Source organism: Salinisphaera japonica YTM-1 (assembly GCF_003788585.1).
Lineage (GTDB): Bacteria > Pseudomonadota > Gammaproteobacteria > Nevskiales > Salinisphaeraceae > Salinisphaera > Salinisphaera japonica.
The window spans coordinates 1-23,139 of sequence record NZ_AYKG01000001.1; the positions used below are offsets into that span (position 1 = coordinate 1).

22 protein-coding genes are annotated in these 23,139 nt (G+C 62.9%); 9 read left to right on the forward strand and 13 right to left on the reverse strand.

Annotation, left to right across the window (positions count from 1 at the left end; translation table 11 throughout):
• Positions 1-34: 34 nt before the first annotated feature.
• The gene (locus SAJA_RS00005) at positions 35-325 is read right to left on the reverse strand and encodes a hypothetical protein (RefSeq protein ID WP_123656603.1); all 291 of its coding nucleotides are present in this window, start codon (positions 323-325) and stop codon (positions 35-37) included.
• Positions 326-336: 11 nt separating this feature from the next.
• Positions 337-2,637, reverse strand: a complete 2,301-nt coding sequence (locus SAJA_RS00010; protein ID WP_123656604.1) for an acyl-CoA dehydrogenase — start codon at positions 2,635-2,637, stop codon at positions 337-339.
• Between the two features lie 256 nt (positions 2,638-2,893).
• Here SAJA_RS00010 and SAJA_RS00015 point away from each other — a divergent pair, with 256 nt between their 5' ends.
• A complete protein-coding gene (locus tag SAJA_RS00015; RefSeq protein ID WP_123656605.1) occupies positions 2,894-3,553 on the forward strand; it encodes a TetR/AcrR family transcriptional regulator in 660 nt (219 codons plus the stop codon).
• A gap of 22 nt (positions 3,554-3,575) precedes the next feature.
• On the opposite strand, the gene holB is transcribed toward SAJA_RS00015, so the two are convergent.
• From holB to fabD, 9 genes are all read right to left on the reverse strand, one after another.
• Positions 3,576-4,565 carry a DNA polymerase III subunit delta' gene (gene holB, locus SAJA_RS00020; RefSeq protein WP_123656606.1) on the reverse strand — a complete coding sequence of 330 codons (990 nt, stop codon included), beginning with the start codon at positions 4,563-4,565 and terminating at the stop codon, positions 3,576-3,578.
• Positions 4,562-5,200, reverse strand: a complete 639-nt coding sequence (gene tmk, locus SAJA_RS00025; protein ID WP_123656607.1) for a dTMP kinase — start codon at positions 5,198-5,200, stop codon at positions 4,562-4,564. The genes holB and tmk overlap by 4 nt, the downstream gene beginning before the upstream one ends.
• Complete coding sequence (gene mltG / locus SAJA_RS00030) at positions 5,200-6,204, reverse strand: endolytic transglycosylase MltG (RefSeq protein WP_123656608.1); 1,005 nt, start codon at positions 6,202-6,204, stop codon at positions 5,200-5,202. The genes tmk and mltG overlap by 1 nt, the downstream gene beginning before the upstream one ends.
• A 21-nt stretch (positions 6,205-6,225) precedes the next feature.
• Positions 6,226-7,041: an aminodeoxychorismate lyase gene (gene pabC / locus SAJA_RS00035; protein WP_123656609.1), complete on the reverse strand. Its 816-nt coding sequence runs from the start codon at positions 7,039-7,041 to the stop codon at positions 6,226-6,228.
• Positions 7,034-8,437, reverse strand: coding sequence for an aminodeoxychorismate synthase component I (locus tag SAJA_RS00040; RefSeq protein ID WP_245963177.1), 1,404 nt, complete (start codon positions 8,435-8,437; stop codon positions 7,034-7,036). The genes pabC and SAJA_RS00040 overlap by 8 nt, the downstream gene beginning before the upstream one ends.
• Positions 8,434-9,675 carry a beta-ketoacyl-ACP synthase II gene (gene fabF / locus SAJA_RS00045; RefSeq protein WP_123656610.1) on the reverse strand — a complete coding sequence of 414 codons (1,242 nt, stop codon included), beginning with the start codon at positions 9,673-9,675 and terminating at the stop codon, positions 8,434-8,436. Before fabF ends, SAJA_RS00040 begins: the two co-directional genes overlap by 4 nt.
• Positions 9,676-9,775: 100 nt before the next feature.
• Positions 9,776-10,015 carry an acyl carrier protein gene (gene acpP / locus SAJA_RS00050; protein ID WP_006912784.1) on the reverse strand — a complete coding sequence of 80 codons (240 nt, stop codon included), beginning with the start codon at positions 10,013-10,015 and terminating at the stop codon, positions 9,776-9,778.
• A gap of 97 nt (positions 10,016-10,112) precedes the next feature.
• Positions 10,113-10,862, reverse strand: coding sequence for a 3-oxoacyl-ACP reductase FabG (fabG, locus tag SAJA_RS00055; protein ID WP_123656611.1), 750 nt, complete (start codon positions 10,860-10,862; stop codon positions 10,113-10,115).
• A gap of 39 nt (positions 10,863-10,901) precedes the next feature.
• The gene (gene fabD, locus SAJA_RS00060) at positions 10,902-11,855 is read right to left on the reverse strand and encodes an ACP S-malonyltransferase (protein WP_123656612.1); all 954 of its coding nucleotides are present in this window, start codon (positions 11,853-11,855) and stop codon (positions 10,902-10,904) included.
• Positions 11,856-11,983: 128 nt separating this feature from the next.
• Between fabD and SAJA_RS00065 the strand changes: the two genes are divergently transcribed.
• From SAJA_RS00065 to SAJA_RS00085, 5 genes are all read left to right on the forward strand, one after another.
• Positions 11,984-12,451, forward strand: coding sequence for an NUDIX domain-containing protein (locus SAJA_RS00065; protein WP_123656613.1), 468 nt, complete (start codon positions 11,984-11,986; stop codon positions 12,449-12,451).
• A complete protein-coding gene (gene mnmA / locus SAJA_RS00070; RefSeq protein WP_123656614.1) occupies positions 12,448-13,605 on the forward strand; it encodes a tRNA 2-thiouridine(34) synthase MnmA in 1,158 nt (385 codons plus the stop codon). Before SAJA_RS00065 ends, mnmA begins: the two co-directional genes overlap by 4 nt.
• Entirely contained in the window at positions 13,602-14,204 is a 603-nt protein-coding gene (locus SAJA_RS00075; protein WP_123656615.1) for a DUF489 family protein, read from the forward strand. Before mnmA ends, SAJA_RS00075 begins: the two co-directional genes overlap by 4 nt.
• Positions 14,205-14,352: 148 nt before the next feature.
• Complete coding sequence (acnA, locus tag SAJA_RS00080) at positions 14,353-17,091, forward strand: aconitate hydratase AcnA (protein WP_123656616.1); 2,739 nt, start codon at positions 14,353-14,355, stop codon at positions 17,089-17,091.
• 118 nt (positions 17,092-17,209) lie between these two features.
• Positions 17,210-17,509: a hypothetical protein gene (locus tag SAJA_RS00085; protein WP_123656617.1), complete on the forward strand. Its 300-nt coding sequence runs from the start codon at positions 17,210-17,212 to the stop codon at positions 17,507-17,509.
• A gap of 105 nt (positions 17,510-17,614) precedes the next feature.
• Here SAJA_RS00085 and SAJA_RS00090 read toward each other — a convergent pair whose 3' ends face one another.
• Entirely contained in the window at positions 17,615-19,087 is a 1,473-nt protein-coding gene (locus SAJA_RS00090; RefSeq protein WP_123656618.1) for an AMP nucleosidase, read from the reverse strand.
• A gap of 130 nt (positions 19,088-19,217) precedes the next feature.
• On the opposite strand from SAJA_RS00090, the gene SAJA_RS00095 reads away from it, so the two are divergent.
• The gene (locus SAJA_RS00095; RefSeq protein ID WP_123656619.1) at positions 19,218-19,610 is read left to right on the forward strand and encodes an EF-hand domain-containing protein; all 393 of its coding nucleotides are present in this window, start codon (positions 19,218-19,220) and stop codon (positions 19,608-19,610) included.
• A 3-nt stretch (positions 19,611-19,613) separates the two neighbouring features.
• Here the strand turns inward: SAJA_RS00095 and SAJA_RS00100 are convergent, their stop codons facing one another.
• Positions 19,614-20,675 carry a dipeptidase gene (locus tag SAJA_RS00100; protein ID WP_123656620.1) on the reverse strand — a complete coding sequence of 354 codons (1,062 nt, stop codon included), beginning with the start codon at positions 20,673-20,675 and terminating at the stop codon, positions 19,614-19,616.
• 134 nt (positions 20,676-20,809) lie between these two features.
• On the opposite strand from SAJA_RS00100, the gene SAJA_RS00105 reads away from it, so the two are divergent.
• Positions 20,810-21,688, forward strand: a complete 879-nt coding sequence (locus tag SAJA_RS00105; protein ID WP_123656621.1) for a hypothetical protein — start codon at positions 20,810-20,812, stop codon at positions 21,686-21,688.
• A 2-nt stretch (positions 21,689-21,690) separates the two neighbouring features.
• Positions 21,691-23,139 carry a Y-family DNA polymerase gene (locus tag SAJA_RS00110; protein WP_123656622.1) on the forward strand — a complete coding sequence of 483 codons (1,449 nt, stop codon included), beginning with the start codon at positions 21,691-21,693 and terminating at the stop codon, positions 23,137-23,139.

The window sequence follows — 23,139 nt, forward strand, 5'->3', positions numbered from 1 at the left end:
ATCAGCCTCAGATCGCTCGGTGAGCCGCTTGGTTTCAGTCGGGCGAGATGGTATCTAGGGCGTTCGCGGATAAAAAGTTGGAGCGAGCGTTTGCGGTCTTTTCGAAGGCGTCCGAAGCGCGGTCAAGAGCGAAACCACAAAAGCCGTGGCGCCACGGTCTGATAAACGAAACCGTGCTCAACCCGCCATCTGGGTCATCTGCGTAACTCTGCGGATAGTCCGGAAAGAACGAAGCCAACACGCCACAAGACGCCTTCATGACCTTGCTCATTATCGGCAGACACAAAAAAGCCGGCACGATGATCGTGCCGGCTCGAACGGTCATGGTGCCTGCGGTCAGTCGTTGGCAGCTCGGGCCAATGCGGGTTCAGCCATCGTCTCATCATCGTTGGCGTCTTCTGAGCCGAAACGGGTCTTGACCGGAATATCGCTTAAGCTGTCCAGGTAGTAATCGTCCTTGTCGAACACATCGACCTGAATCGCGTCCAGCCGGGCTTTTTCGGCGCGCTTGATCTGCTCGGCCTCGTCGTTCGTCACGATGCCGGCCTTCACGGCCTCGGGCACGGCCTCGAGCAGGTTGGCGGCCTTGATCTGCTTCTTGTGCAGGGCCTTCTTGATCTTGAACGTCGGTGCCTGTGCCTCGCAGACCAGGCGCCAGGCGTGGAGCAGACGCCCCATGCCGGGCGACTCTGGCAAGGGCGAGCCCAGGCCGCCCAGAGCGATACGCTGGTACTGCTCGCCGGGTGACTGGATTGCTGCGGCCGCCGCGCGGTCTTCGCTGTCGCTCGGGCCGTTCGACAACGGGTTGATGCGCAGGAAGAAACGGCCCGGATATTTCAGGATCCAGCCGATCGGGCCACCGAAGTTGCCGTAGATGCCGTCAAAGGCCTGCTGGATCTGTAACAGACTGTATTTCATGGCCCAGTGAACGACCGGCAGGTCCTCCTTGCGCGCGCCCTCGGCCTGAAAACGGCGCAGAGTGGTGATCGAGAACACCATCCAGGACAGCGCATCGGCAAAGCGGCCCGACAGCTTGCCGCGCTGCTTGAGCTTGCCGCCGACGAAGAACATGGCCAGGTCGGTCAGAAAAGCGAAACGCGAGGAGGCCCAGCCCAGTTTCTTGAAGTAGCGCGCTGTCTCGTCGTCCACCGGTGCCTTGACCGTTGCCCCACGGGTGATGCCGCGCACGATACCGCGGCCGAAATTGGTGACGCTGTGACGCATCCATCCGAGAATGGCTTTTCGAAACGCATCGACGTCGTCGTTCTGCACGGCTTCCAGTGTGGGCAGCGCATACGGATGGCATCGCACCGCCCCCTGGCCGAAGATCATCAGCGTGCGGGTCAGGATGTTCGCGCCTTCAACGGTGACCGCCACCGGCGCGCTCTTGTAACCATCGCCCAGGATATTGTTCGGGCCCTGCATGACGCCGGCGCCGGCCATCACGTCCATGCCGTCGATGAGACAGGATTGGCCAAGTTCGGTCGTCTGCTGCTTCAGAATCGCCGATATCACCGGCGGATGATGGCCGCGATCCACGCCGGCACAGACATAGATGCGCGAGGATTCCATGATGTAGGCTAAGGCTGTCGTGCGTGCGATCTTGGCGCTCACGCCTTCCATCAGGCCGACCGGGATATTGAACTGCTCGCGCACGATGCTGTACGGGCCGACCGCCGATGCTGCGGCCTTGGCTGAAGCCACGCCGCCGGCCGGCAGAGACACCGCGCGCCCGCCGCCGAGCTGCTCCATGAGCATGCGCCAGCCCTGGCCGGCCATGTCGGGGCCGCCGATGATGTGATCGACCGGGGCCACCACGTCTTCGCCGAAGATCGGGCCGTTGTCGAACGCGCCGATCGGCAGGTGATGATCGCCCAGATACAGGCCGTCCATGCCTTTTTCCAGCAGAATGACCGAGATGCCGGGCAGCTCGCCCTTGCCCAGTAGGTTGTCCGGATCATGCAGCTGACAGGCCAGGCTGACCAGATTGGCTATAGGCGCCAGCGTGATATAGCGTTTGGCGAAGTTCAGTTTGACCTTGATCTCGCCGTCTTCGTCCTTGAAGACACGGCCTTCAGCCTTGATCGAGGCCGCATCGGAACCGGCTGTGGGCTCGGTCAGGCCGAAACAGGGCACCAGCTCGCCCGTGGCCAGACGCGGCAGGTAATGGTCCTTCTGCTGCTCCGTGCCATAGGCGATCAACAGTTCGGCCGCGCCCAGCGTGTTGGGGATGACGATCAGCGTACCGACCGGGCCCAGCTGCGAGGTCTTCATCATCACCGAGCTGCGGCCCAGCGTGGAGAAGCCCGACCCCCCGTATTCCTTGGGGATGATCAGCCCGAAAAAGCCTTTTTCGCGCAGGAACGACCAAGTGTCGTCGTCGATACGCCGGGTATTGCGAAGTTTCCAGCTGTCCACGCGATGCAGAAGCTCTTCGACCGGCCCATCCAGAAACGCCTGCTCCTCGCTGGACAGCGCCGGGTAGGCTTCACCCATCATGGATTGGAAATCAGGGTTACCGGAAAAGAATTCGCCGTCGATCCAGACCGAGCCGGCCTCGAGTGCCTGGCGCTCCGTGTCGGAAATACGCGGCAGAATCTGTGCGTCCTTGATGTACTTGAGTGTGCGAGCGAACATTGACAACCTCCAGGCGGACCGGGACGTATGAACGGTGTGCAGCGGTTTTTACAGCACGTAAAAACGAAACACGCTTTCATTCAGATTACGCCGCCTCGTCGCCGAGGCCAAGAACAATAGAAATTACCCTTTGTTCATTGCCCGTCGTGCCGGCGAGTTATATCGCGTGCAATTATCGTGTTGTTTAAACGTCGTATGAGCGCCGCCCTCGAATTGCTAGATTCTCGCGTCAACGCGTAACGAACATTACTCTGCGATGCATCGCCCTGCCCTGAACAGCCAAGAACGAGAAGCCGTGCTCACGGCGATTGATCCCGATACGCGCAACCGTATCGAGCAGGCGGCGCGCGAGCTTTTCGCCGGCCGTGAGTTTCATCGGGTCAAGCTCATTGATATCGCACGCAATGCCCGGATCAGTCTGCAGACGCTCTACAAATACTACGGCAACAAGGAAAACGTACTGTTCGCCAGCCTGGAGACCTGGCTGGCAACGCTGGCCCAGCGCATGCTGGATCATCTACAGGGCATCGAGAATTATCGTGATCGGCTGCGCAAGGTGTTCTGGGTGCTGCTGGATTACTTCGAGCGCAACCCGGAAGTCGCACAGATCATTCTGAGTTCGGTCTATCTCAACACCTGGCGTGACGACGACACGTTTCGCCAACCCGAACTGATGTCGGTGTTTCTGGACGTGATTCGTGAAGGCCGGGCAGCCGGTGTGCTGACGACCGAGGTTAACGAGGTCGAGATCTCGGATTTCATCTGGGGCGTGGCCAATCGCAATGTCGCGATGTGGCTGATGCGCGGCCGGCGCGACAGCCTGGCTGATAAATCCGGCGCGCTATTCGATATGTTGTGGCGGGCGATCGCCAGCGAGGCCGTGCTGGCCCGGCGTTACGGCGGGCCAGCCAACTGACACGCTGTCTCCGGATGCCTTGCTACGCCGATGAAATACCGGCGACGCGCTGGCCCAGGTCGATGAACAGCGCTTCCAGCGTCAGCTGCCAGTCGGCGTTGGTATCCACGCGACGCCCGACAGTGGTCACGCTCTGACTCCAGGCTGACAGGTGAGCCGCCCCCAATCGACGAGCGACGTCTTCGGCTGCCGGGTCGAGCCCCGTGGCCGGCGCCGCACCGACGGCCAGACTCATCAGATCGTTAGTCCGGCGATATAGCCAAGCGGTCCAGGCCGCGCGATCAGCATCGGCGGCCCGTTCGGCCACGGTGATCGGGTTGGCCCGGCGTTGCAGCAGTTTGCAGAGGTCAGCGTCCCAGGCCTGTTGCCGGCCGCGCGCCTCGCCGGCCTCGGCACGGGTCAGCAGCATCGGGGCCCGCAGGCGATCCGAGCTTTCCTGATCGTGTGCAATGCCCTGTGCCTCGAGCCAGGCCCGTGCCATGTCGGGTTCAGCGGCAGGCAGGCGCCAGAGCTGGCAACGGCTACGAATGGTCGGCAACAGCGCGGACAGGCGATCGGTCACGAGCAGGATATGACAGCCGGCCGGCGGCTCTTCCAGTGTCTTGAGCAGGCTGTTGGCCGCACTGGGGGTCAAGGCATCGGCCGGATCGATCCAGCCAATACGCCCGGCATCGTACTGCGGCGTCAGATGCAGCGCATGGGCAAAGCGTCTGACCTGCTCGACCTTGATCTTTTTACCCGTATCCTCGGGCACGAGTCGCGAAATATCCGGATGCGTGGCGGCCAGGCGTTGGCGACAGGCCGCACAACGCCCACAGGCATCGCGATTGTCATCCGGGGCGCGACATAACAAGGCGGCCACCACGCGTTCGGCAAACACACGCTTGCCGATGCCCGGCGGGCCACAGACAAGCAGGCCGTGCGCCACGCGCGCATCGCCCAGGGCGCGACGCATGGGCGCCCACATCGCGTCGTGCCACGGCAGGCGCGGATCCAGGCTCGTATCACTCATCGGTCAAGCCAGGCCATGATTCGTGTCGTGAGCGTATCGCTCAAGGCATCACGCGGCTGGGTGGCATCGATGATGGCATAGCGCTCCGGCGCCTGTGCCGCGCGTGATAGATACGCCTGTCGCACGGTGTCATGAAACTGGCGTGCCTCGGTGTCAAAGCGGTTGCCCTTGCCACGCTCGGCCGCACGCGCCAGGCCCACGTCGACGGGCAGATCCAGCAAGAGCACGCCGTCCGGACGCCGCTGTTTCTGCACGAGACGCTCGAGTGCCGTCACGGCCTCGTCGCCGAGCCCGCGGGCCGCGCCCTGATAGGCAAAGCTGGCATCGGTGAAACGATCACAGAGCACGATCTGGCCGTCTGCCAGCGCCGGCTCGATGACCTCAGCCAGATGGGCGGCGCGGGCCGCGAACATCAACAACAGTTCGCTCATCGCCGGCATGGGCAGGCCATGATCCCCCATCAGTACGCCGCGGATAGCTTCACCCAGCCTCGTGCCGCCGGGTTCGCGCGTGGTGTGCACTGGGTACCCCGCGGCCTGTAACCGCTCGGCCACGGCCTGTATCTGTGTGGATTTGCCGGCGCCCTCCCCGCCTTCAAAGCAGAACAGCCCGCCGGGGCCGTGGGTGTCGGGCATCACGAGCCTCCCAGTTGATATTTCTGCACGGCGCGATTATGCGCGGCCAGGGTTGCCGAAAAAACATGCGAGCCGTCTCCGCGCGCCACGAAATACAGCGCATCGCCGTCGGCCGGGTGCAGCGCGGCCTTGATCGAGGCCCGCGAGGGCATGGCAATCGGCGTCGGCGGCAGCCCTTTGCGGGTATAGGTGTTATAGGGCGTGTCGCGCCTGAGATCGGACTTGTGAATGTTGCCGTCATAATCGGCAATGCCATAGATCACGCTGGGGTCCGACTGCAGGCGCATGCCTTGAGTCAGGCGCCGGCTGTAGACTCCGGCGATGCGCTCACGCTCGTCGCCTTTAGCGGTTTCTTTTTCGATGATCGAGGCCAGTGTTAGCGCCTCGTAAGGGGTATCGACGACGGTATCTTCGGCCCGTTCTGCCCAGGATTTGGCCAGAAACGTCTGCATGGTGTTGTAGGCTCGCTTCAAGAACGCGATATCGCTCGTGCCGCGCGGAAACATATAGGTATCGGGCATGAAACGCCCTTCGGGATCCTCGCCGGGGTGGCCCAGTGCTTTCATGATCTCGGCCGGGCTGTCGTCGGCCAGTTGATGATCGATCGCAGCGTCGGCGGCAACCGCGGCCACGATATCGGAGAACCGCCAGCCCTCGACCAGCGTCAGTCGGCGCTGGCGGATACGCCCGGACACCAGCTGGTGCAACAGGGTGGCCGGCTTCTGAGCGGCCGGCACGAGATATTCGCCGCTTTTGATACGGGTGGCCTGACCCGTCAGACGGGCATAGAGCGCCAGATATCGCATATCACGCCCATGGCGCACCACGCCCTGGGCCTTGAGCTTGGCGGTCAGTTTCGTGAACGAAGTCCCCGGCGTGATCTCGATCAACTCCGGCTCGGCGTTGGCTAGAGGCTGTTCGAAAAACCGATAAAGATCGGCACCGACGAGGCCCGCGGCCAGTACCAGACACACCGAAAGAATCGCGATAAGGCGTTTGAACAAGCGATGTGCTCCGTCAGACAATCAAGCGGTGGCCGCGAGCCATGCGGCGGCCCGGCGCGCCATGGCCGGGCTGTGTTCGAATCGATTCTCACCGATGCGTGACACGGCAATCGCCCCGCCGATCGAGTTGCAGGCAATGGCCGCGCAGAAGTCGGCGATGCTTGCCGCATGGATATCGACTTCGACCACAGGCCGGCCGGCTTGTTCCGCGGCCTGCATCAAACGCGCCCGAGTCGCGCCAGCGATGCCACAGCGCGCCAAGCCCGGCGTATGCCATAAGCCGGCCGGGTCCATGAACAACAGGTTACGCATGGTCGTGGCAACGAGCCGGCCCTGGGTGTCGGTCATCGCCAGATCCGGGGCCGCACTGGCCCCGGCTTCGCGCCGTGCCCAGACCTGTTCCAGCCGGTTCAGATGTTTCACGCCGGCAAACAGCGGCTGGCAGGCCAGACGCGTGGCCGCGATATCCAGCGCCAGGGTGTCCGGCGGGGTTGGCATTCCCGGGGTAAAGGCGATGATCACCCGCGGACGGGCCGGCACGGGCGGCGTGTAACCGCGCCCGCCGCTGCCGCGCGTGACGGTGATCTTGGCCACACCGGTGTCACCGGCCTCGATCAGCTGGCCGAGTTCGGCATCAAGCCAGGCGGCTGATGGCCCCCGGATATCGAGGGCGGCGCAATCGTGTGCCAAACGCTCGTATTGAAAGACCCGAGCCACGACCTGGCCGTTGTCGATGGCCAGGGTGCGAAAAACACCGTCGCCATAAGCCAGGCCGCGATCATCGGCCGCCACGAACGTCTGGGCCTGCCCGTCGATGCGCAGACGCGGCTCAGGCATAAGACGTGCCGTTGCGATCGACAAATGCCCGCAGCACGCCGGTCGCCTTGTGGCGGGTTTCCTCGAGCTCGGCCTCGGGGATCGAGTCCGCCACGATGCCGGCACCGGTACGCAGCACCAGCGCCTGGCCCGACTGGGTGAGCGAGCGAATCACGATATTGGTATCCAGACGCCCACAGCGCGATAGATAGCCGAACGAGCCGGTATAAGCGCCGCGTCCGGTAGCCTCGAGCTCGCCGATGATCTCCATGCAGCGCACCTTGGGGCAGCCCGTGATCGTGCCCCCGGGAAACACGGCCCGCAACGCCGCGCCCGGGCCAATATCCGGCTGCAGGCGCCCAAAAACGTTGGACACGATATGGTGTACGTGGGCATAGGATTCCACGGTCATCAGTTCGTCGACGGCGACCGTGCCCGGCTGACAGACGCGGCCGAGATCGTTTCGCACCAGATCGATGAGCATGACGTGCTCGGCGCGCTCTTTCGGGTGCGCAATCAGCTCATCGCTGCTGCGGCTGTCGTGGGTCGGATCGCTCGTGTCGTATCGTCGCCGCGTGCCGGCGATCGGCCGTACGCTGGCTCGGCCGTCGCTGATCTGCAACAGCCGCTCCGGCGAGGAGCTGATCAAGGCCGCGCCGCGCCATTGCATGAGCCCGGAAAACGGCGCCGGGTTGGCCGCACGCAGTGCCCGATAGATTGTCGCCGGCGACGTCTCGGCCAATAGCCGACCGTGCCAGGCGCGGGCCAGGTTGGTCTGGAATACATCACCGGCCGCGATGTAATCGCGTGCCCGGTTCACGGCCGCCAGGTATTGCTCGGCCGGGTCCTCCTGCCAATCGATGGCTGGTGGTTTGTTTTCCGGCCCGGGCCGTGAATCATCGGTGACCTGGCCGGCAAGGGCCTCGCCCCGGGCACGCGCATCGCCTTCGACCACGATATGAATCTGGCCGGCCGCGCGGTCGTGGATCAATCCGGCCGTACATCGCACGGCCAGGGCATGAGGCAAGGGATCATCGGCATCGACGGGCAAGCGCAGACGTGGCTCGACCCCGGTGGCCATTTCATAACCCAGATAGATGAACCAGCCGCCGATGAAGGCCAGTTCCGGCACCGGGGTCTCGGTATAGGCGGCAGCTTGTGCGTCCAGCCAATCGAAGAAAGCCGGGGCATCCGCCAGATCCTCGATCTCGATCGACGAGGCGGGGTCAGGATCGGCGAGCAGGATGTCGTAGCGCGACTGGGCAGCCGCCCCCGCGCTGGATTCCATGAGAAACGGAAAGACGGCCGGGTCGTTCTCGGCCAGCCGGTCCAGGCTGATACAGCGGGAAGCATCCAGCGTCAGCCATGTCAGTACATGGTCCTGACGCCGGATCCGGCAATCCTGAGGGTGGGTCACACGTAGCGTTTGAAGATCAGGGATCCGTTGGTGCCGCCAAAGCCGAAAGAGTTGGACAGTGCGGCATCGATGGTCATCTTGCGTGCTTCATGTGGCACGTAATCGAGATTGCAGCCTTCGGCCGGTGTGTCCAGATTGATGGTCGGCGGCGCCACCTGATCACGGATGGCCAGCAGCGTGAAGATCGCCTCGGCCGCACCCGCGGCCCCCAGCATGTGGCCGGTCATCGATTTGGTCGAGCTGACGGCCACGTTCTTGGCGCCCGCACCCAGCACCGCCTCGATCGACTGGCTTTCGGACACGTCGCCGGCCTGGGTGGATGTGCCGTGGGCGTTGACGTATTGAATATCCGCGCCGGTCAGGCCGGCGTTGGTCAATGCCCGCTCCATGCAATGACGCGCGCCGCGCCCGCTGGGCATGGTGATGTGATGCGCATCGCCGCTCATGCCGAAGCCCACGACTTCGCCGTAGATCTTGGCCCCGCGCGCTTCGGCAGAGTCCAGATCCTCAAGCATGAGCACGCCTGCGCCGTCGGACAGCACGAAGCCGTCGCGATCGACATCCCACGGGCGGCTGGCGCGCTGCGGGTCGTCGTTGCGAGTTGATAGCGCCTTCGCCGAGCAGAACCCGGCCAGGCCGATGGGGTTGACCGCCATCTCGCAGCCGCCGGCCAGCATGGCATCGGCATCGCCGCCGGCGATCATGCGTGCGGCCAGCCCGATGTTATGCACACCGGTGGTACAGGCCGAAACAGCCGCGATGTTGGGCCCATGCAGATTCAGCTGTATGGATACCGCGCCTGCGGCCATGTTGGCGATACTGCTGGGAATGAAGAAGGGCGAGACCTTCTTCGGGTTGTAATCGGACTCGTGAAAGGCCGCACAGGTCTTCAGGATCGTGCCGATCCCCCCGATGCCCGAGCCCACGGCCACGCCGACGCGATCGTTATACTCGTCGGAGAGCTCGAGCCCGCTGTCGGCCAGCGCCTGAGTCGACGCCGCCACACCGTAGTGCACGAACGGATCGAAGCGTTTGGCTTCCTTGGCCGACATGTAATCGGTGACGTCGAAGTCACGGATCGGCCCGCCGAAACGCGTCGGATAAGCCGACGTATCGAACGAATCGATCGTTGAAATACCGCTGCGGCCGGCCAGTATGCCTGCCCAGGTATTCTCGACATCATTGGCCAGCGGCGAGACCATGCCAAGGCCGGTTACTACTACGCGACGCTGATTCAACGACGCCCCCTGTCAGAAAAGAAGGCCGCCCAAGCGGCGGCGGCAGAGATCCAGCCGGCCGTCGTTATCGACGGCCGAGCGTCACAGATCGCAGGACGGATCAGCCTTCGGCGTGCGACTTGATGTAGTCCACGGCGTCTTTGACGTTCACGATCTTCTCGGCTTCCTCGTCGGGAATATCGATCTCGAACTCTTCTTCCAGCGCCATGACCAGCTCGACCGTGTCCAGCGAATCGGCACCCAGATCGTCGACGAACGAGGCCTCCGAGGTGACCTGATCTTCGCTCACCGACAGCTGCTCGGCGATGATTTTCTGCACTCGTTCTTCCACGCTACTCATGGGATCTCTCCTGTTGCTTGGTCTTACGTTGCTTGACGCGACTATCCGCCCTCGCAGATCGCGCGCCATTCTAGGGAAAAAGGGGGCGTTTCGCCAGCTAGGCGCCCATGTACAGGCCGCCGTTGATAGAAAGCGTCTCGCCGGTAATATACCCGGCTTGCGGCGAGGCGAGAAACGCAGCCGCGGCCGCGATGTCATCGACGCTGCCCAGCCGGCCCAGCGGGATCTGCTCGAGCATCGACTTCTTGGTGTCCTCGAGCAGGTCACGGGTCATATCGGTCTCGATAAAACCGGGGGCAATAGCGTTGACCGTGATCGCACGTGAGCCGACCTCGCGCGCCATGGATCGGGTGAACCCGAGCAGCCCGGCCTTGGCCGCGCTGTAGTTCACCTGGCCGGCGTTGCCCATCAGGCCGACAACCGAACTGATATTGATGATGCGCCCGCCACGGGCTTTCATCATGCCCTTGAGCGCGGCTTTGGAGACACGAAACACGCCAGACAGGTTAGCATCGATCACGGCCTGCCAGTCATCGTCTTTCATGCGCAGCATCAGCGTATCGCGCGTGATGGCCGCGTTGTTGACCACGATCGTGGGCGCGCCGAATTCCTGACCGATTGTCTTGATCAAGGCTTCAACCGATGCCCCGTCGGTCACGTCCAGCGCGCGCCCGGCCCCGCCATGGACGCCCAGGCGATCATTGATGGCGTTTGCCCCGTCGTCGCTCGTGGCCGTGCCGATGACCGTCGCCCCGTCGGCGGCCAGCCGATCCGCGATAGCGGCGCCGATGCCCCGACTTGCCCCGGTGACGAGCGCGACCTGGCCGGCGAGTGTGTTCTCGGACATACGATTAAGACTCGTTCTGGATGAATAGGCCGTGCGGCGCTAGCCGGTCACGCGGGTGATCGTGGCGGCCATGTCCTCGGCCTCGGATAACGCCACGCTGTCGATCGTCTTGTCGATGCGCTTGTTCAGGCCAGTCAGCACCTTGCCCGGGCCGCATTCAACAAAGGTATCGCAACCGGCGTTTTTGATGTGACGCACCGTGTCGGCCCAGTAGACCGAGCCAGCCAACTGGGCAACAAGCGCCTTGCGGATGCCTTGTAAATCTTCGCGCGGGCGAGCATCCACGTTGTGATACACCGGCAACCGCGGCTCGCGCAGCGGAATATCTTCCAGATGGGCGGCCAGACGCTCGGCGGCCGGACGCATCAGGCTGCAGTGCGACGGCACGCTCACCGCCAGCGGTTTGACGAGTTTGGCGCCTTTTTCCTTGGCGATTTCTCCGGCACGCGTCACCGCATCGGCGTGGCCGGCGATCACGACCTGCATGGGCGCATTGAAATTGGCCGCCGAAACCTTGAGGCCCTTATCGGCCAGCTCGTCGCTGGCGGCCTGACAGGCGGCCACGACATCGTCATCCGACAGGCCGATGATGGCCGCCATGGCGCCCTGCCCGGCTTCGACCGCGCCCTGCATGGCCTGCCCGCGCAGACGGGTCAGGCGTAGCGCATCGCCGAAATCCATGGCGCCAGCGACCACCAACGCACTGTATTCGCCCAGGCTGTGCCCGGCCAGATGCGTGGGCATCGGCCCGCCGGCCTGTTGCCAGAACCGCCAGTACGCGATGCTGGCCGCCACCAGTGCAGGCTGCGTGTATTCGGTCTTGCCGAGCGTTTCTGCCGGCCCGTTATCGATAACCTCGGCCAGATCGAGGCCCAGGGCCTCGTTGGCTTCGGCCAGAGTCTCGTCGACCACGGCGTGCTGTTGTTTCGCAGCCGTCAGCATGCCGACCGACTGTGCTCCCTGCCCGGGAAAGATCATCGCAAAACGCGACATAGGATCGAACGGGTCGATGTATGAAGTCCGGCGCATGATACCCGGCCGATATGCGCTTGGCCATGTGAATTTGGAAACCCCCGCGTTCGCACGATTGACGGCGTGGGCCTACACTTTTGCCCTGCAATATGAGTAAGCGAGGCCCAGGCATGGTGCATGTCGAGCTGACCGTGGCCGCGATCGTGGCCGACGGCCCGCGTTATCTGGTCATCGAGGAAGCCATCAGCGGCCGTTACGTCATCAACCAGCCGGCCGGCCACGTCGAGCCGGGCGAGACCATTATCGAGGCCGCGGTACGAGAAACCCGCGAAGAAAGCGCCTGGGGTTTCGTGCCCGACGGGCTCGTCGGGCTCTATTACTGGCCGCATGCCGACGGGCGTACCACCCTGCGCGTGGCGATCGCCGGCCATGTGACCGATCATGATCCCCGACAGGCGCTGGATGCCCCGGTCGTGGCTGCGCACTGGTTGATGCGCCGCGAACTGGCCCAAGATTATGCGATGCGTAGCCCGCTCGTGCTGCGCGCCATCGATGACTACGAACGCCGCTCGCCTATGCCGCTGGATTATCTGCATCACATCGAGAACGCGCCGTGAGTGCCCCGGCCGGAGCCGCCCCCGCGGATACCCGGGTGATCGTTGGCCTGTCCGGCGGCGTGGATTCGTCCGTGGCCGCCTTGCAGCTGGTCGAGGCCGGTTATCAGGTCGAAGGCCTGTTCATGTTCAACTGGGGCGAGGATGAGGCCGGGCGGTGCCAGGCTGCCGATGATTTCGATGATGCGGCCGAGGTCTGTCAGGCGCTGGATATTCCGCTCCATCGCGCTGATTTCTCCGCCGAATACAAGACACGGGTGTTTCAGTATTTTCTGGACAGCTACGCCGCGGGGCGCACGCCCAACCCGGACGTGCTGTGCAACCGCGAGATCAAGTTCGATGCCTTTATGCATCACGCCGAACGCCTGGGCGCGGATCTGATCGCAACCGGTCATTACGCGCGCATGGATCACACGGGCGACACACCCAGGCTGTTGCGTGGGCGGGATCCGAACAAGGACCAGTCTTATTTTTTGGCAGCGGTTCCGATCGCCGCACTCGCGCATACGTTGTTCCCGGTCGGCGAGATCGAAAAGACCGATGTACGCGCCATGGCCAAGGCCGCCGGGCTGCCGATTCACGACAAGCCCGACAGCACGGGCGTGTGCTTCATCGGCGAGCGGGATTTCGAAGGCTTTCTCCGCCAGTATCTGTCCGGGCGCGCCGGGCCGGTACGCGTATCCGGTGGGCCGCTGGATGGCCGCGTGATCGCCGAGCACGCCGGGCTGATCTATTACACCATCGGCCAGCGACGCGGCCTGGGGCTGGGCGGCGTGGCCGGCGCCGCGGCCGCGCCCTGGTATGTCGTGGACAAGGACCTGGCAAGCGATACGCTCTGGGTCAGCCAGGACACCCATCACGCCGCACTCGAACAGACACAGCTCGTGGCCGGGCCGGCACACTGGCTGATCGAGCCGCCAGCGCAGCCCTTTCGCTGCGAGGCCCAGGTGCGCTATCGCCAGGCCGCGATCGATTGTCAGGCGACGCCGCTCGCCGATGGCCGGATCGAGGTGGTTTTTGATCGCCCGCCGCGTGCCATCACGCCCGGGCAGTATGTCGTGCTCTATGACGGCGCGCATTGTCTTGGCAGCGCAGAGATCAGTCATGCCGGCGCTGCGGCCCGGGCAGAACCCACAACTTCGGAATCGATTGCATGAATCAAGGCCCCAACCTGCAGGATCAGGCCTATGCCCTGGCCGGCGTGGCACAGTTCGCGCGTTATGCGCATGACACGGCCCAGGACGGTCAGGATCTGCCGGTACGCTTCGAGCGCGCCCTGCATGCGATCTTCTGTACCGATCCCGATCAGGCGCTTGATGTGTTTGAAAACCGACACGAACTGGCCGATGGCATCGCTTATCTCAAACCCCAGCTGGCCGGGCAGCGGCCGGACGACAAAAGTGCGCAGGTCGCGCGTTATATCGGCCAGATATTGAAGCTTGCAGGCCGGCTGCGACAGGACGAGCAGGCCCTGGGGCGTATTCGCGGTGCGATCGATCGCGCCCGGCTGGCCGAAAGTGCCGACGTGGCCGAGATTCTGGATACGGCCTATCGCGAGACCATCAGTCCGATGCGGCCTCAGATCATGCTCCAGGGGCATCCGAGTTATCTGAAGAACGAGTATCTGCAGCGACGGATCCGTACACAGCTGCTGGCCGCCATTCGTGCCGGCGTGCTTTGGCGCCAGTGCGGCGGCGGTTTCGTGTCGCTGTTTCTGCGGCGCAAGGCGCTGCTGGCCGGGCTCGAGGGCGGCTGAATAAAACAGCAGGCCAAACTGCAAATCATTCTTTTCGTAACAGCGCGTCCGCCCTGCAGCCATCGTGTTCAAACGCTATACTGCAGCCCGCGACTTACAGACCGGCGCGCACACAAGCGACTATTTACCGGCTCAGGAGATAAGGTTCATGACCGACAGCTTTGGGACCCGTACCAATTTCACGGCAGGCGATCGTAGTTTTGACTACTTCAGCCTGCCGACCCTCGAAAAACAGTTTCCCAACGTGGCCAAGCTGCCCTACGCGCAGAAGATCCTGTTGGAAAACCTGCTGCGTCACGAAGATGGCAGCAACGTGACCAAGGCCGATATCGAGGCCATGGCCAACTGGGACGCCAAGGCCGAGCCGGAAACCGAGATCGCCTTCACCCCGGCTCGCGTCGTGCTGCAGGATTTCACCGGCGTGCCGGCGGTGGTCGATCTGGCGGCCATGCGCGACGCCATGAAAAATCTGGGCGGCAGCCCCGACAAGATCAACCCGCTGTCGCCGGCCGAGCTGGTCATCGACCACTCGGTCATGGTCGACGAATACGGCACCGACAAGGCTTTCGATCTGAACGCCAAGCTGGAGTTCAACCGCAACAAGGAGCGCTATGCGTTCCTGCGCTGGGGCCAGGGGGCGTTCGATAACTTCAAGGTGGTGCCGCCGGATACCGGCATCGTCCACCAGGTCAACCTGGAATATCTGGCCCGTGTGGTCTTCGGCAACGAAGACAAGAATCTGGCCTATCCGGACACGCTGGTCGGCACCGACTCGCACACCACCATGATCAACGGCGTAGGCGTGCTCGGTTGGGGTGTGGGCGGTATCGAGGCCGAGGCCGCGATGCTCGGTCAGCCGATCACCATGCTCATCCCGCAGGTGGTGGGCTTCAAGCTCTCCGGTAAGCTGGCCGAAGGCACCACCGCCACCGATCTGGTGCTCACGGTCACCGAAATGCTGCGCGCCAAGGGCGTGGTCGGCAAATTCGTCGAATTCTTCGGCGATGGCCTGGAAGATCTGGCCCTGGCCGATCGTGCGACGATCGCCAATATGGCGCCGGAATACGGTGCCACCTGTGGCATCTTCCCGGTTGACGAAGAAACGCTTCGTTATATGGAGTTGACGGGTCGTCCGCAGGAACAGCTCGATCTGACCCGCGAATACGCCAAGGCCCAGGGCCTGTGGCGCGAGAAAGGCCAGCCGGACGCCAACTATACGGATGTACTGGAACTGGATCTTTCCACCGTACAGCCCTCGCTGGCCGGGCCGAAGCGCCCGCAGGATCGCGTGTTGCTGTCCGACATGCAGGAGACCTATCAGCGCGAAGTCAAGCCGTTCATGAAGAGCCGCGCCGAAAAGGCCGGCAAGTCCATGGAAGAATCCAAGATGCAGAGCGAGTCCGGCATCGCCTCGGACAGCATCGATGGGCCGATCCACGCGCCGGTGTCGTACAAGGACGCCGAGTTCGACCTGCACGACGGCTCGGTGGTCATCGCCGCGATCACCTCCTGCACCAACACCTCCAACCCGGCCGTGATGCTGGCCGCTGGCCTGGTCGCGCGTAACGCGGTGGCTAAAGGCATGCAGGTCAAGCCCTGGGTCAAGACCTCGCTGGCACCGGGCTCCAAGGTGGTCACCGAGTATCTGGAAAAAGCCGGCCTGGACGATGATCTGGATTCCTTGGGCTTCCAGCTCGTGGGCTATGGCTGCACCACTTGTATCGGTAACTCGGGCCCGCTGCCCGAGCCGATCGGTAACGCCGTGCGCGAGCACGATCTGAACGTGGCCTCGGTCCTGTCGGGTAACCGCAACTTCGAGGGCCGCGTGCACGGCGACGTGCGCATGAACTTCCTGGCCAGCCCGCCGCTGGTCGTGGCCTATGCGCTGGCCGGCACCATCGACATCAACCTCACGCAGGATGCGCTGGGCACCGACAGTGAAGGCAACGAGGTTCACTTGAAGGATCTGTGGCCGTCGCAGAAAGAGATCTACGACACCATCGGTTCCTCGCTGAACTCCGAGATGTTCAAGGACTCTTACGGCGACGTGTTCGCTGGCGACGAGCGCTGGCAGAACCTGGACGTGCCCGAGGGCGAGATCTACGAGTGGGATACCGATTCCACTTATGTCCAGAACCCGCCCTACTTTGAAGGCATGACCGTCGATGTCGACGACATCCCGACGATCAAGGGCGCACGCTGCCTGGCCAAACTCGGGGATTCGATCACCACCGATCATATCTCCCCGGCCGGTGCCATCACCCAGGATTCGCCCGCGGGCCAGTATCTGCAGGAACAAGGCGTCAAGCCGTCGGACTTCAATAGCTACGGCTCGCGTCGTGGCAACCACGAAGTCATGATGCGCGGCACGTTCGCCAACGTACGCCTGCGCAATCAGCTGGCTCCGGGCACCGAAGGCGGTTGGACGCAGTATCAGCCGGAAGGTCGTGAGATGTTCATCTACGACGCGGCCATGAAATACAAGGACGAAGGCACGCCGCTGGTGATCATCGCCGGCAAGGAATACGGCACCGGCTCCTCGCGTGACTGGGCGGCCAAGGGCACTCTGCTGCTGGGCGTGAAGACCGTGATCGCCGAATCCTTCGAGCGGATTCATCGCTCCAACCTCGTTGGCATGGGCGTGTTGCCCCTGCAGTTCAACGAGGGTGATTCGCACGAGTCTCTGGGCCTGGACGGTACCGAAACCTATGACATCGACGGCCTGTCCGCCGGTGCCAAGTCGGTACACATCACGGCCACCCAGGAATCGGGCGAGACGATCGACTTCGATGCCCGCGTACGCATCGATACGCCCAAGGAATGGGACTACTACCAGAACGGCGGCATTCTGCACTACGTGCTGCGCCAGCTGGCCCAGGCAGCTTAACGCTGCCACGACAATCGCTCGGCGCTATCGTCGAGCGGTTTCGTCGTCTGAATCCGGCTTCTTTGACGAGAAGCCGGATTTTTTATGGGAGAAAACCGTGCATGGAAAGCGTGATGCAATGCCGCTTCGTTATCGGCGGCGCAACAAGGAACGTATCAAGGAAGAGATCGGCACGCTTCGGCTGGTGCTGGTAGCGGCGATCGGTATCGATGCCACGTTGATCGGGCAGCTTTTTAAAGCGTTCAGATCAAGCGACGCCGACCCGGCGCGCTACGACAGTCTCTGGTCGTTCGTCTCGGTCTGGTTCTTTTCTTTTGAAACGCTGATCGTGCTGGCTGTTGAAATTGCGCTTCTTGCAACTGTTGTATTATCGTTACGAATAAGATCGTTGTTGCAACAACTGGAGGGTATTACATGATCATCTATCCGATAATCGGTATTGCCAGCATGACCGGCGCCTTCATTTATGTCGCCTACAAGTGGACACACTGACCGGGCACAGGCTCTTTTTCACGCAAGGCGTTTAACGAAACGCCGGCTCGTCAAACGAGCGCAGCTTGCGGGAATGCAGATCGGGCAGCCCACCCTCGCGCAGCAAGCGAATCGTCTCCAGCCCGATCGTCAAGTGCTGGGCCACCCGCGTGCGATAAAACGCATTGGCCATGCTGCGCAGCTTGAGCTCGCCGTGCATGGGTTTGTCAGAGACGCATAACAACGTGCCGTAAGGCACGCGCAGGCGAAAGCCGTTGGTCGCAATCGCGGCACTTTCCATATCCACCGCAATCGCCCGTGACTGTGAAAACCGCTCATAGAGTTCGTCGAAACGAAACTCCCAGTTGCGGTTGTCGGTGCTGGCGACCGTGCCGGTGCGCAGGCGATCCTTCATCTCTCGGCTCGATAAACCCGTGACGTTGGTCACGGCATCTTCCAGTGCCAGTTGTACCTCGGCGATCGGCGGAATCGGCACCCAGGTGGGCAGATCCTGATCGAGCACGTGGTCTTCGCGGACATAGCCGTGGGCCAGCACGTAATCGCCCAACTGCTGTGAGCGACGCAGCCCGCCACAATGGCCGATCATCAACCAGCAATGCGGGCGCAGCACGGCCAGATGATCGGTGATGGTCTTGGCGTTCGACGGCCCCATGCCGATATTGATCAAGGTGACACCCAGACCGTCCTCGCGCACCAGGTGATAGGCCGGCATCGGCGGCAGATGCCGCGGCGTCTGGCCATCCGTGACCAGCCCTGTGCCGTCGGGCCGGCCCGTGATCGTGTCGCCGGGTGCCACGAACCCGGTATAGGCGTTGTCCCGGCCGAGCTCTTTGTCGGCATGTTCGCTGAAATCATCGACATAGCGCTGATAGTTCGTCAGCAGTACAAATCCCTGAAAATAAGCCGGATCGGTGCCCGTGTAGTGCCCCAGGCGCTGCAAGGCCAGATCGGTGCGGGGAGCGTCGAAAAGCGCCAGCGGGAACGGATGGCCGCGGCGTGTTCGATGCGTGCTGTTGGCGATACTGTCGTCGATATCGGCCAGATTGGGCAGAAAGAACGCCTGTTCCATGGCGCGCAGATCATCGGGCTCGAGATCGGCCGTGGCCGATTCGATCACGAACGGCAAGGGAATCGGCTGGCCGCTCAGGCCCACGTGGATCGGCCCGCCGTGGTTGTCGAGCAGCAGCGTCAACTGTTCCAGCAGGTAGTCTTGGAACAGATCCGGCCGGGTCACGGTCGTGCCGTGCACCCCGCTCTTGCGCAGTGATCCATAGGTGGGCCGTGCATTGGCTGTCAGCCGATCGGCCGTAATTTCAATGCCCACATACGGATAGAATGCCTCCGGCATGGGTTCGGGCGTTTTCTCGCCGGCCATGAACCGGCGATGACGCTCGCGAATACTGTCGCAGGCCCGCTGATAGAGCGCTTCGATATGCGCCAACGCCTGCTCGGCGTGTTCAAAGGCTTTGAGCTGCGAGGCGTTGCCATGGCCGGTGCCGGGCATATCGATATCCTTGTGGCGAAAAAGCACGCCGTCTGATTCTACGTTTGAACACGGTCGCTGTCCGGCTCGGTTCAGCTTGGGCTGGCATGATCACACCATCGTGTTCTGTCATCTTTTATAGGAGTCGGCGATGCGCGATCCGTTCATGACTCTCGGCCTATCGGCCCTGATTGTCTTATCTGCAGGGACAGCGGCAATCGCTGCACCGGATCAGGCCGCCGACCAGGGCTCGATCACGGTCCGTACCCTGTTCGATCAGCTCGATCGTAACGGTGATGCGCTGCTCAGCCGCGACGAGCTGGCGGCCAACCCGGCGATCGCTGATGCTTATGACTCGTTCGATACGACATCGACGATTCAACAGCCGGCAGAAAACACGCGTCCGGGCGGTATCACGTATGCCCAGTTCGCCGCCGGCATGGAAGCGGCCGGCCAGAGCGGTGCCTTTGGCCCGGCGGTCAGCGGCGGCCAACGCTATCTGGAATACCCTGACGGCAGCCGCCAGCCGTTACCTGCCAAATAGCGCTCATTCGCCCCAGGTGGCTTCGAGCACGCGCAGCCAGTTGTCCTGAGACAGGCGCGCGATAAGTGAATCGTCATACCCGCGTGCCTGCATGGCTTCTATCAGACGCGGGAGATCGGCGGCATCAGCCACCGGCGTGGCGTGGATACCGTCGAAATCCGAGCCCAGGCCAACATGATCGGCGCCCATGACGCCGATCATGTGATCGATATGATCGAGCATCACCGCGATCGGCGTGGCCTCGTTCAATGCCCCGTCGGGCCGCAGGAAATAAGAGCCGAAATTCAAGCCCACGATGCCGCCCGAATCGGCGACGGCACGTAGCTGCTCGTCAGTGAGATTCCGGGCATGCGGACACAGCGCATGGGCATTGGAATGGCTGGCTACCAGTGGGGCCGTGGACAGGCGGGCCGTGTCCCAGAAGCCTTTTTCATTCAGATGCGATAGATCGAGCACGATGCCGTAATCGTTGCAGGCGGTGACCAGCGACTTGCCGGCCCGCGTCAGGCCCGGGCCGGTATCCGGCGATGACGGAAACTTGAACGGCACGCCGTGGCCAAACACGGTCGGCCGGCTCCAGACCGGGCCGATCGAGCGCAAGCCCGCGGCATACAACCCGTCCAGAGCCCGCAGATCGGCATCCACGGGCTCTGCCCCCTCCAGATGCAACACGGCCGCAATAGCGCCCACATGTTGTGCCGCGCGAATATCGGCCACCGTGCGACAGACCCGCAGGTGCTCTGGACAAGCCCGCTCGATACGATGCAATAAACCGATCATATCCAGCGCCGGCGGCAGCGCCCGGCTTTGATCCATCTGGGCGGGTACGGGCACCTCATAACCGCCCTGGATGCGATGAAAGCCGCGTCGATCGGCTTCGGGCGAGGGAATGAACACTGCGAACAGCCCGCCGACAAAGCCGCCGGCCTGCATCCGCGGCCAATCCAGATGCCCGCCATCGCGGCCTTCGATGAACAGCCGGACAGCCTCGTCGGGGGCGTGTTGTGCCAGCCGCAGCAACAGATCGTTGTGGCCATCGAAGATGGCAGTCGCAGATAACGTCATCTGCGCATGATAGCGCGCAGTGCCTATGTTTGGCCGCCTGTCTTCAGATCGAGAATATTGTCGTGTCAGCGGCTTGGCCGCGTACAACCAGACAGGGCTGGCCAGTCGGTTTTTTACTGTATATAAATACAGTCATGAAAGACGACGCGACGACCTCCTCTCCACAGACCACCGCCAAAATCGAGGCGGACTGGCAACGACTGGGTGTTCATCGCGCCAGTCAGGCTGCGCGCCCGATCACCTGGTCCACCGGGCTGGCCGCGCTGGATCGTATCCTGCCGGGCCAGGGCTATCCGCTGGCCAGCGTCACCGAATGGCTGATCGAGCGTTCTGGCATGGGCGAGCTGAGCCTGTTATTGGCGGGCCTGGGCCCGCGACTGCAAGCCAACCCCAGCCAGCGCCTGGTACTGGTCAACCCGCCCTATGCGCTCAACGCGCCGGCACTGGACGCCGCCACCATCGATCGCGGGCGTATGCCGGTGCTGCGATGCACCACGCCGGCCGAGGCGATCTGGAGCATCGAACAACTGGCCGCCGCCGGCGGTTTCGTCGGCTTCGTGCTCTGGGAGGATCAGCTGGAGATGACCGATCTGCGCCGGCTGCAGCTGGCCAGTGAAAAAGCCGGGTGTCCGGTGTTCGTCTATCGTCATATGCCCTGTGCGCGCCAACGCTCGCCGGCGGCACTTCGTCTGGTGCTGACCCAGCGTGCCGGGCAACAACGTATCGAGGTCTTGAAATGCCGTGGCCCGGGCGGGGCCCGCAGTCGGGGACTCACGCTCGGGCGCGACCGGCCTTGGCAACAGACCCGCCCGAAGCAGGCTTTTCGTCTCGGACGAATTCAGCAGGCACCCAGTGACAACGAGGCAACGATTGGCACGGCCACGCCGTCGCGGCCGGTATCACTACGGCCATTAAAAGCCTCGAAACCACATCATAAAACTGATTTAACCTATTGTTATAAAAATATAAAAAACAAAAACAGAAAACCCAAGACCTTTCTCTATCCGGATTGATCATGTGGTTGGCCCTGCGTTTCGTTCATTGGCCGTTGGATGCAAGACGTGATGACGAGGCCACGCATGCGCGGGTTGTCGTCGCCGCGCAACGACAGCGTCAACGTATCGTGGCGGCCTGCCCCGAGGCGTTATCTGCAGGCATACGTCTTGGCATGGATTTGGCTGATGCCCGCCTACGACGGGCCGATATCGAGGTCTTCCAGCGCAGGATCGCCCCCGAGCGGGCGGCCCTGGCCCGGCTGGCCGGCTGGGCCTGGGGGTATAGCAACGAGGTGCACTGGGCGATCGCTGATGACCACATCGAGTGCAGCCGCTTGGTGCTGGAGATCGGCGCCAGTTTGAAGCTCTTTCACGGGCGCCAGCGGCTGTTGTCATCGATCGAACAAGACCTGTCCGGGTTTGCTTATCGCTACCAGGCAGGCCTGGGCACGAGCCCACAAGCCGCACTGGCGTTTGCACGCGCCGAGCCGGCCATTCGACAAGATGGCGTATTGGGCGACCTGCCGATTCATTGCCTGTGTCTGGCCAACGAGGCCGAACAGACGCTGGCCGCGAGCGGTATCACGCATACCGATGCCCTACTGGCCTTGCCGCCGGCTGCCTTGGCACGGCGTTTCGGTCGGAGCGTGCTCGATGCGTTGGAGCGGCTACAGGGACAGCGCCCGCACGGATTGTCGTTGTATGACCTGCCGCCGCGTTATGACACGCGCCATGAGCTGTTCGGCGCAATCGACAATACCCAGGGTTTGGTTTTCGTCCTGCGCCGTGTCTTCGAGGAAGTGGCTGTCTTTCTGAGCGGCGCAGACAGCGCGATTCAGACCCTGCGTTTGACGCTTATTCACGAAGACGAGCAGACAACAAAGCTTGTGCTCAAGCTGTCGGCGCCGTCTCACGATGCCCGGCATCTCGAACGTGTCGCCCACGAGCGCCTGTCGCAAGTCTCGCTCACGGCCCCGGTATTGGCCATCGGACTAACCAGTGACCGCCTGCGGCGCTCGGCACACGATCAACGTCGGCTCTGGGCGATGCAGGCCGAATCCTCTGAGGCAGCCTGGCCGGGTGTGCTCGATCGCATACGCGCACGGCTTGGGCATGAGGCCGTGGGCTGGATCCATGCACGGGCCGATCATCGCCCGGACCGCGGTTCTTATCATGCCGACCGGCCGGCTGATGCCGAGGCCGCAGACCGGATCGCGACAGACCAGACATCGGCGCCGCGCCCGATCTGGTTGCTCGATGTGCCCGAACGCGTTGGCGCAGACGAGGCCCGGTGTTTTCGTTGGATCAGCGGCCCGGAGCGTATCGAAAGCGGTTGGTGGGACGGCGGCCAGCGTCGAGATTATTACCGCGTGCTGGATGACACGGGGCGCCTGCTCTGGATCTTTCGTGATTTGGGTGTCGCCAGCGCCGATGCGCCCGATTACTACGTGCACGGCTTGTTCGGCTAG

What these genes read in the sequence shown, in the direction of transcription:
- SAJA_RS00005 (WP_123656603.1), bottom strand. Translation starts at nt 325, where the DNA reads ATGACCGTTCGAGCCGGCACGATCATCGTGCCGGCTTTTTTGTGTCTG.
- SAJA_RS00010 (WP_123656604.1), bottom strand. Translation starts at nt 2,637, where the DNA reads ATGTTCGCTCGCACACTCAAGTACATCAAGGACGCACAGATTCTGCCG.
- SAJA_RS00015 (WP_123656605.1), top strand. Translation starts at nt 2,894, where the DNA reads ATGCATCGCCCTGCCCTGAACAGCCAAGAACGAGAAGCCGTGCTCACG.
- holB (WP_123656606.1), bottom strand. Translation starts at nt 4,565, where the DNA reads ATGAGTGATACGAGCCTGGATCCGCGCCTGCCGTGGCACGACGCGATG.
- tmk (WP_123656607.1), bottom strand. Translation starts at nt 5,200, where the DNA reads ATGCCCGACACCCACGGCCCCGGCGGGCTGTTCTGCTTTGAAGGCGGG.
- pabC (WP_123656609.1), bottom strand. Translation starts at nt 7,041, where the DNA reads ATGCCTGAGCCGCGTCTGCGCATCGACGGGCAGGCCCAGACGTTCGTG.
- acpP (WP_006912784.1), bottom strand. Translation starts at nt 10,015, where the DNA reads ATGAGTAGCGTGGAAGAACGAGTGCAGAAAATCATCGCCGAGCAGCTG.
- fabG (WP_123656611.1), bottom strand. Translation starts at nt 10,862, where the DNA reads ATGTCCGAGAACACACTCGCCGGCCAGGTCGCGCTCGTCACCGGGGCA.
- fabD (WP_123656612.1), bottom strand. Translation starts at nt 11,855, where the DNA reads ATGTCGCGTTTTGCGATGATCTTTCCCGGGCAGGGAGCACAGTCGGTC.
- SAJA_RS00065 (WP_123656613.1), top strand. Translation starts at nt 11,984, where the DNA reads ATGAGTAAGCGAGGCCCAGGCATGGTGCATGTCGAGCTGACCGTGGCC.
- SAJA_RS00075 (WP_123656615.1), top strand. Translation starts at nt 13,602, where the DNA reads ATGAATCAAGGCCCCAACCTGCAGGATCAGGCCTATGCCCTGGCCGGC.
- acnA (WP_123656616.1), top strand. Translation starts at nt 14,353, where the DNA reads ATGACCGACAGCTTTGGGACCCGTACCAATTTCACGGCAGGCGATCGT.
- SAJA_RS00085 (WP_123656617.1), top strand. Translation starts at nt 17,210, where the DNA reads ATGCCGCTTCGTTATCGGCGGCGCAACAAGGAACGTATCAAGGAAGAG.
- SAJA_RS00090 (WP_123656618.1), bottom strand. Translation starts at nt 19,087, where the DNA reads ATGCCCGGCACCGGCCATGGCAACGCCTCGCAGCTCAAAGCCTTTGAA.
- SAJA_RS00095 (WP_123656619.1), top strand. Translation starts at nt 19,218, where the DNA reads ATGCGCGATCCGTTCATGACTCTCGGCCTATCGGCCCTGATTGTCTTA.
- SAJA_RS00100 (WP_123656620.1), bottom strand. Translation starts at nt 20,675, where the DNA reads ATGACGTTATCTGCGACTGCCATCTTCGATGGCCACAACGATCTGTTG.
- SAJA_RS00105 (WP_123656621.1), top strand. Translation starts at nt 20,810, where the DNA reads ATGAAAGACGACGCGACGACCTCCTCTCCACAGACCACCGCCAAAATC.
- SAJA_RS00110 (WP_123656622.1), top strand. Translation starts at nt 21,691, where the DNA reads ATGTGGTTGGCCCTGCGTTTCGTTCATTGGCCGTTGGATGCAAGACGT.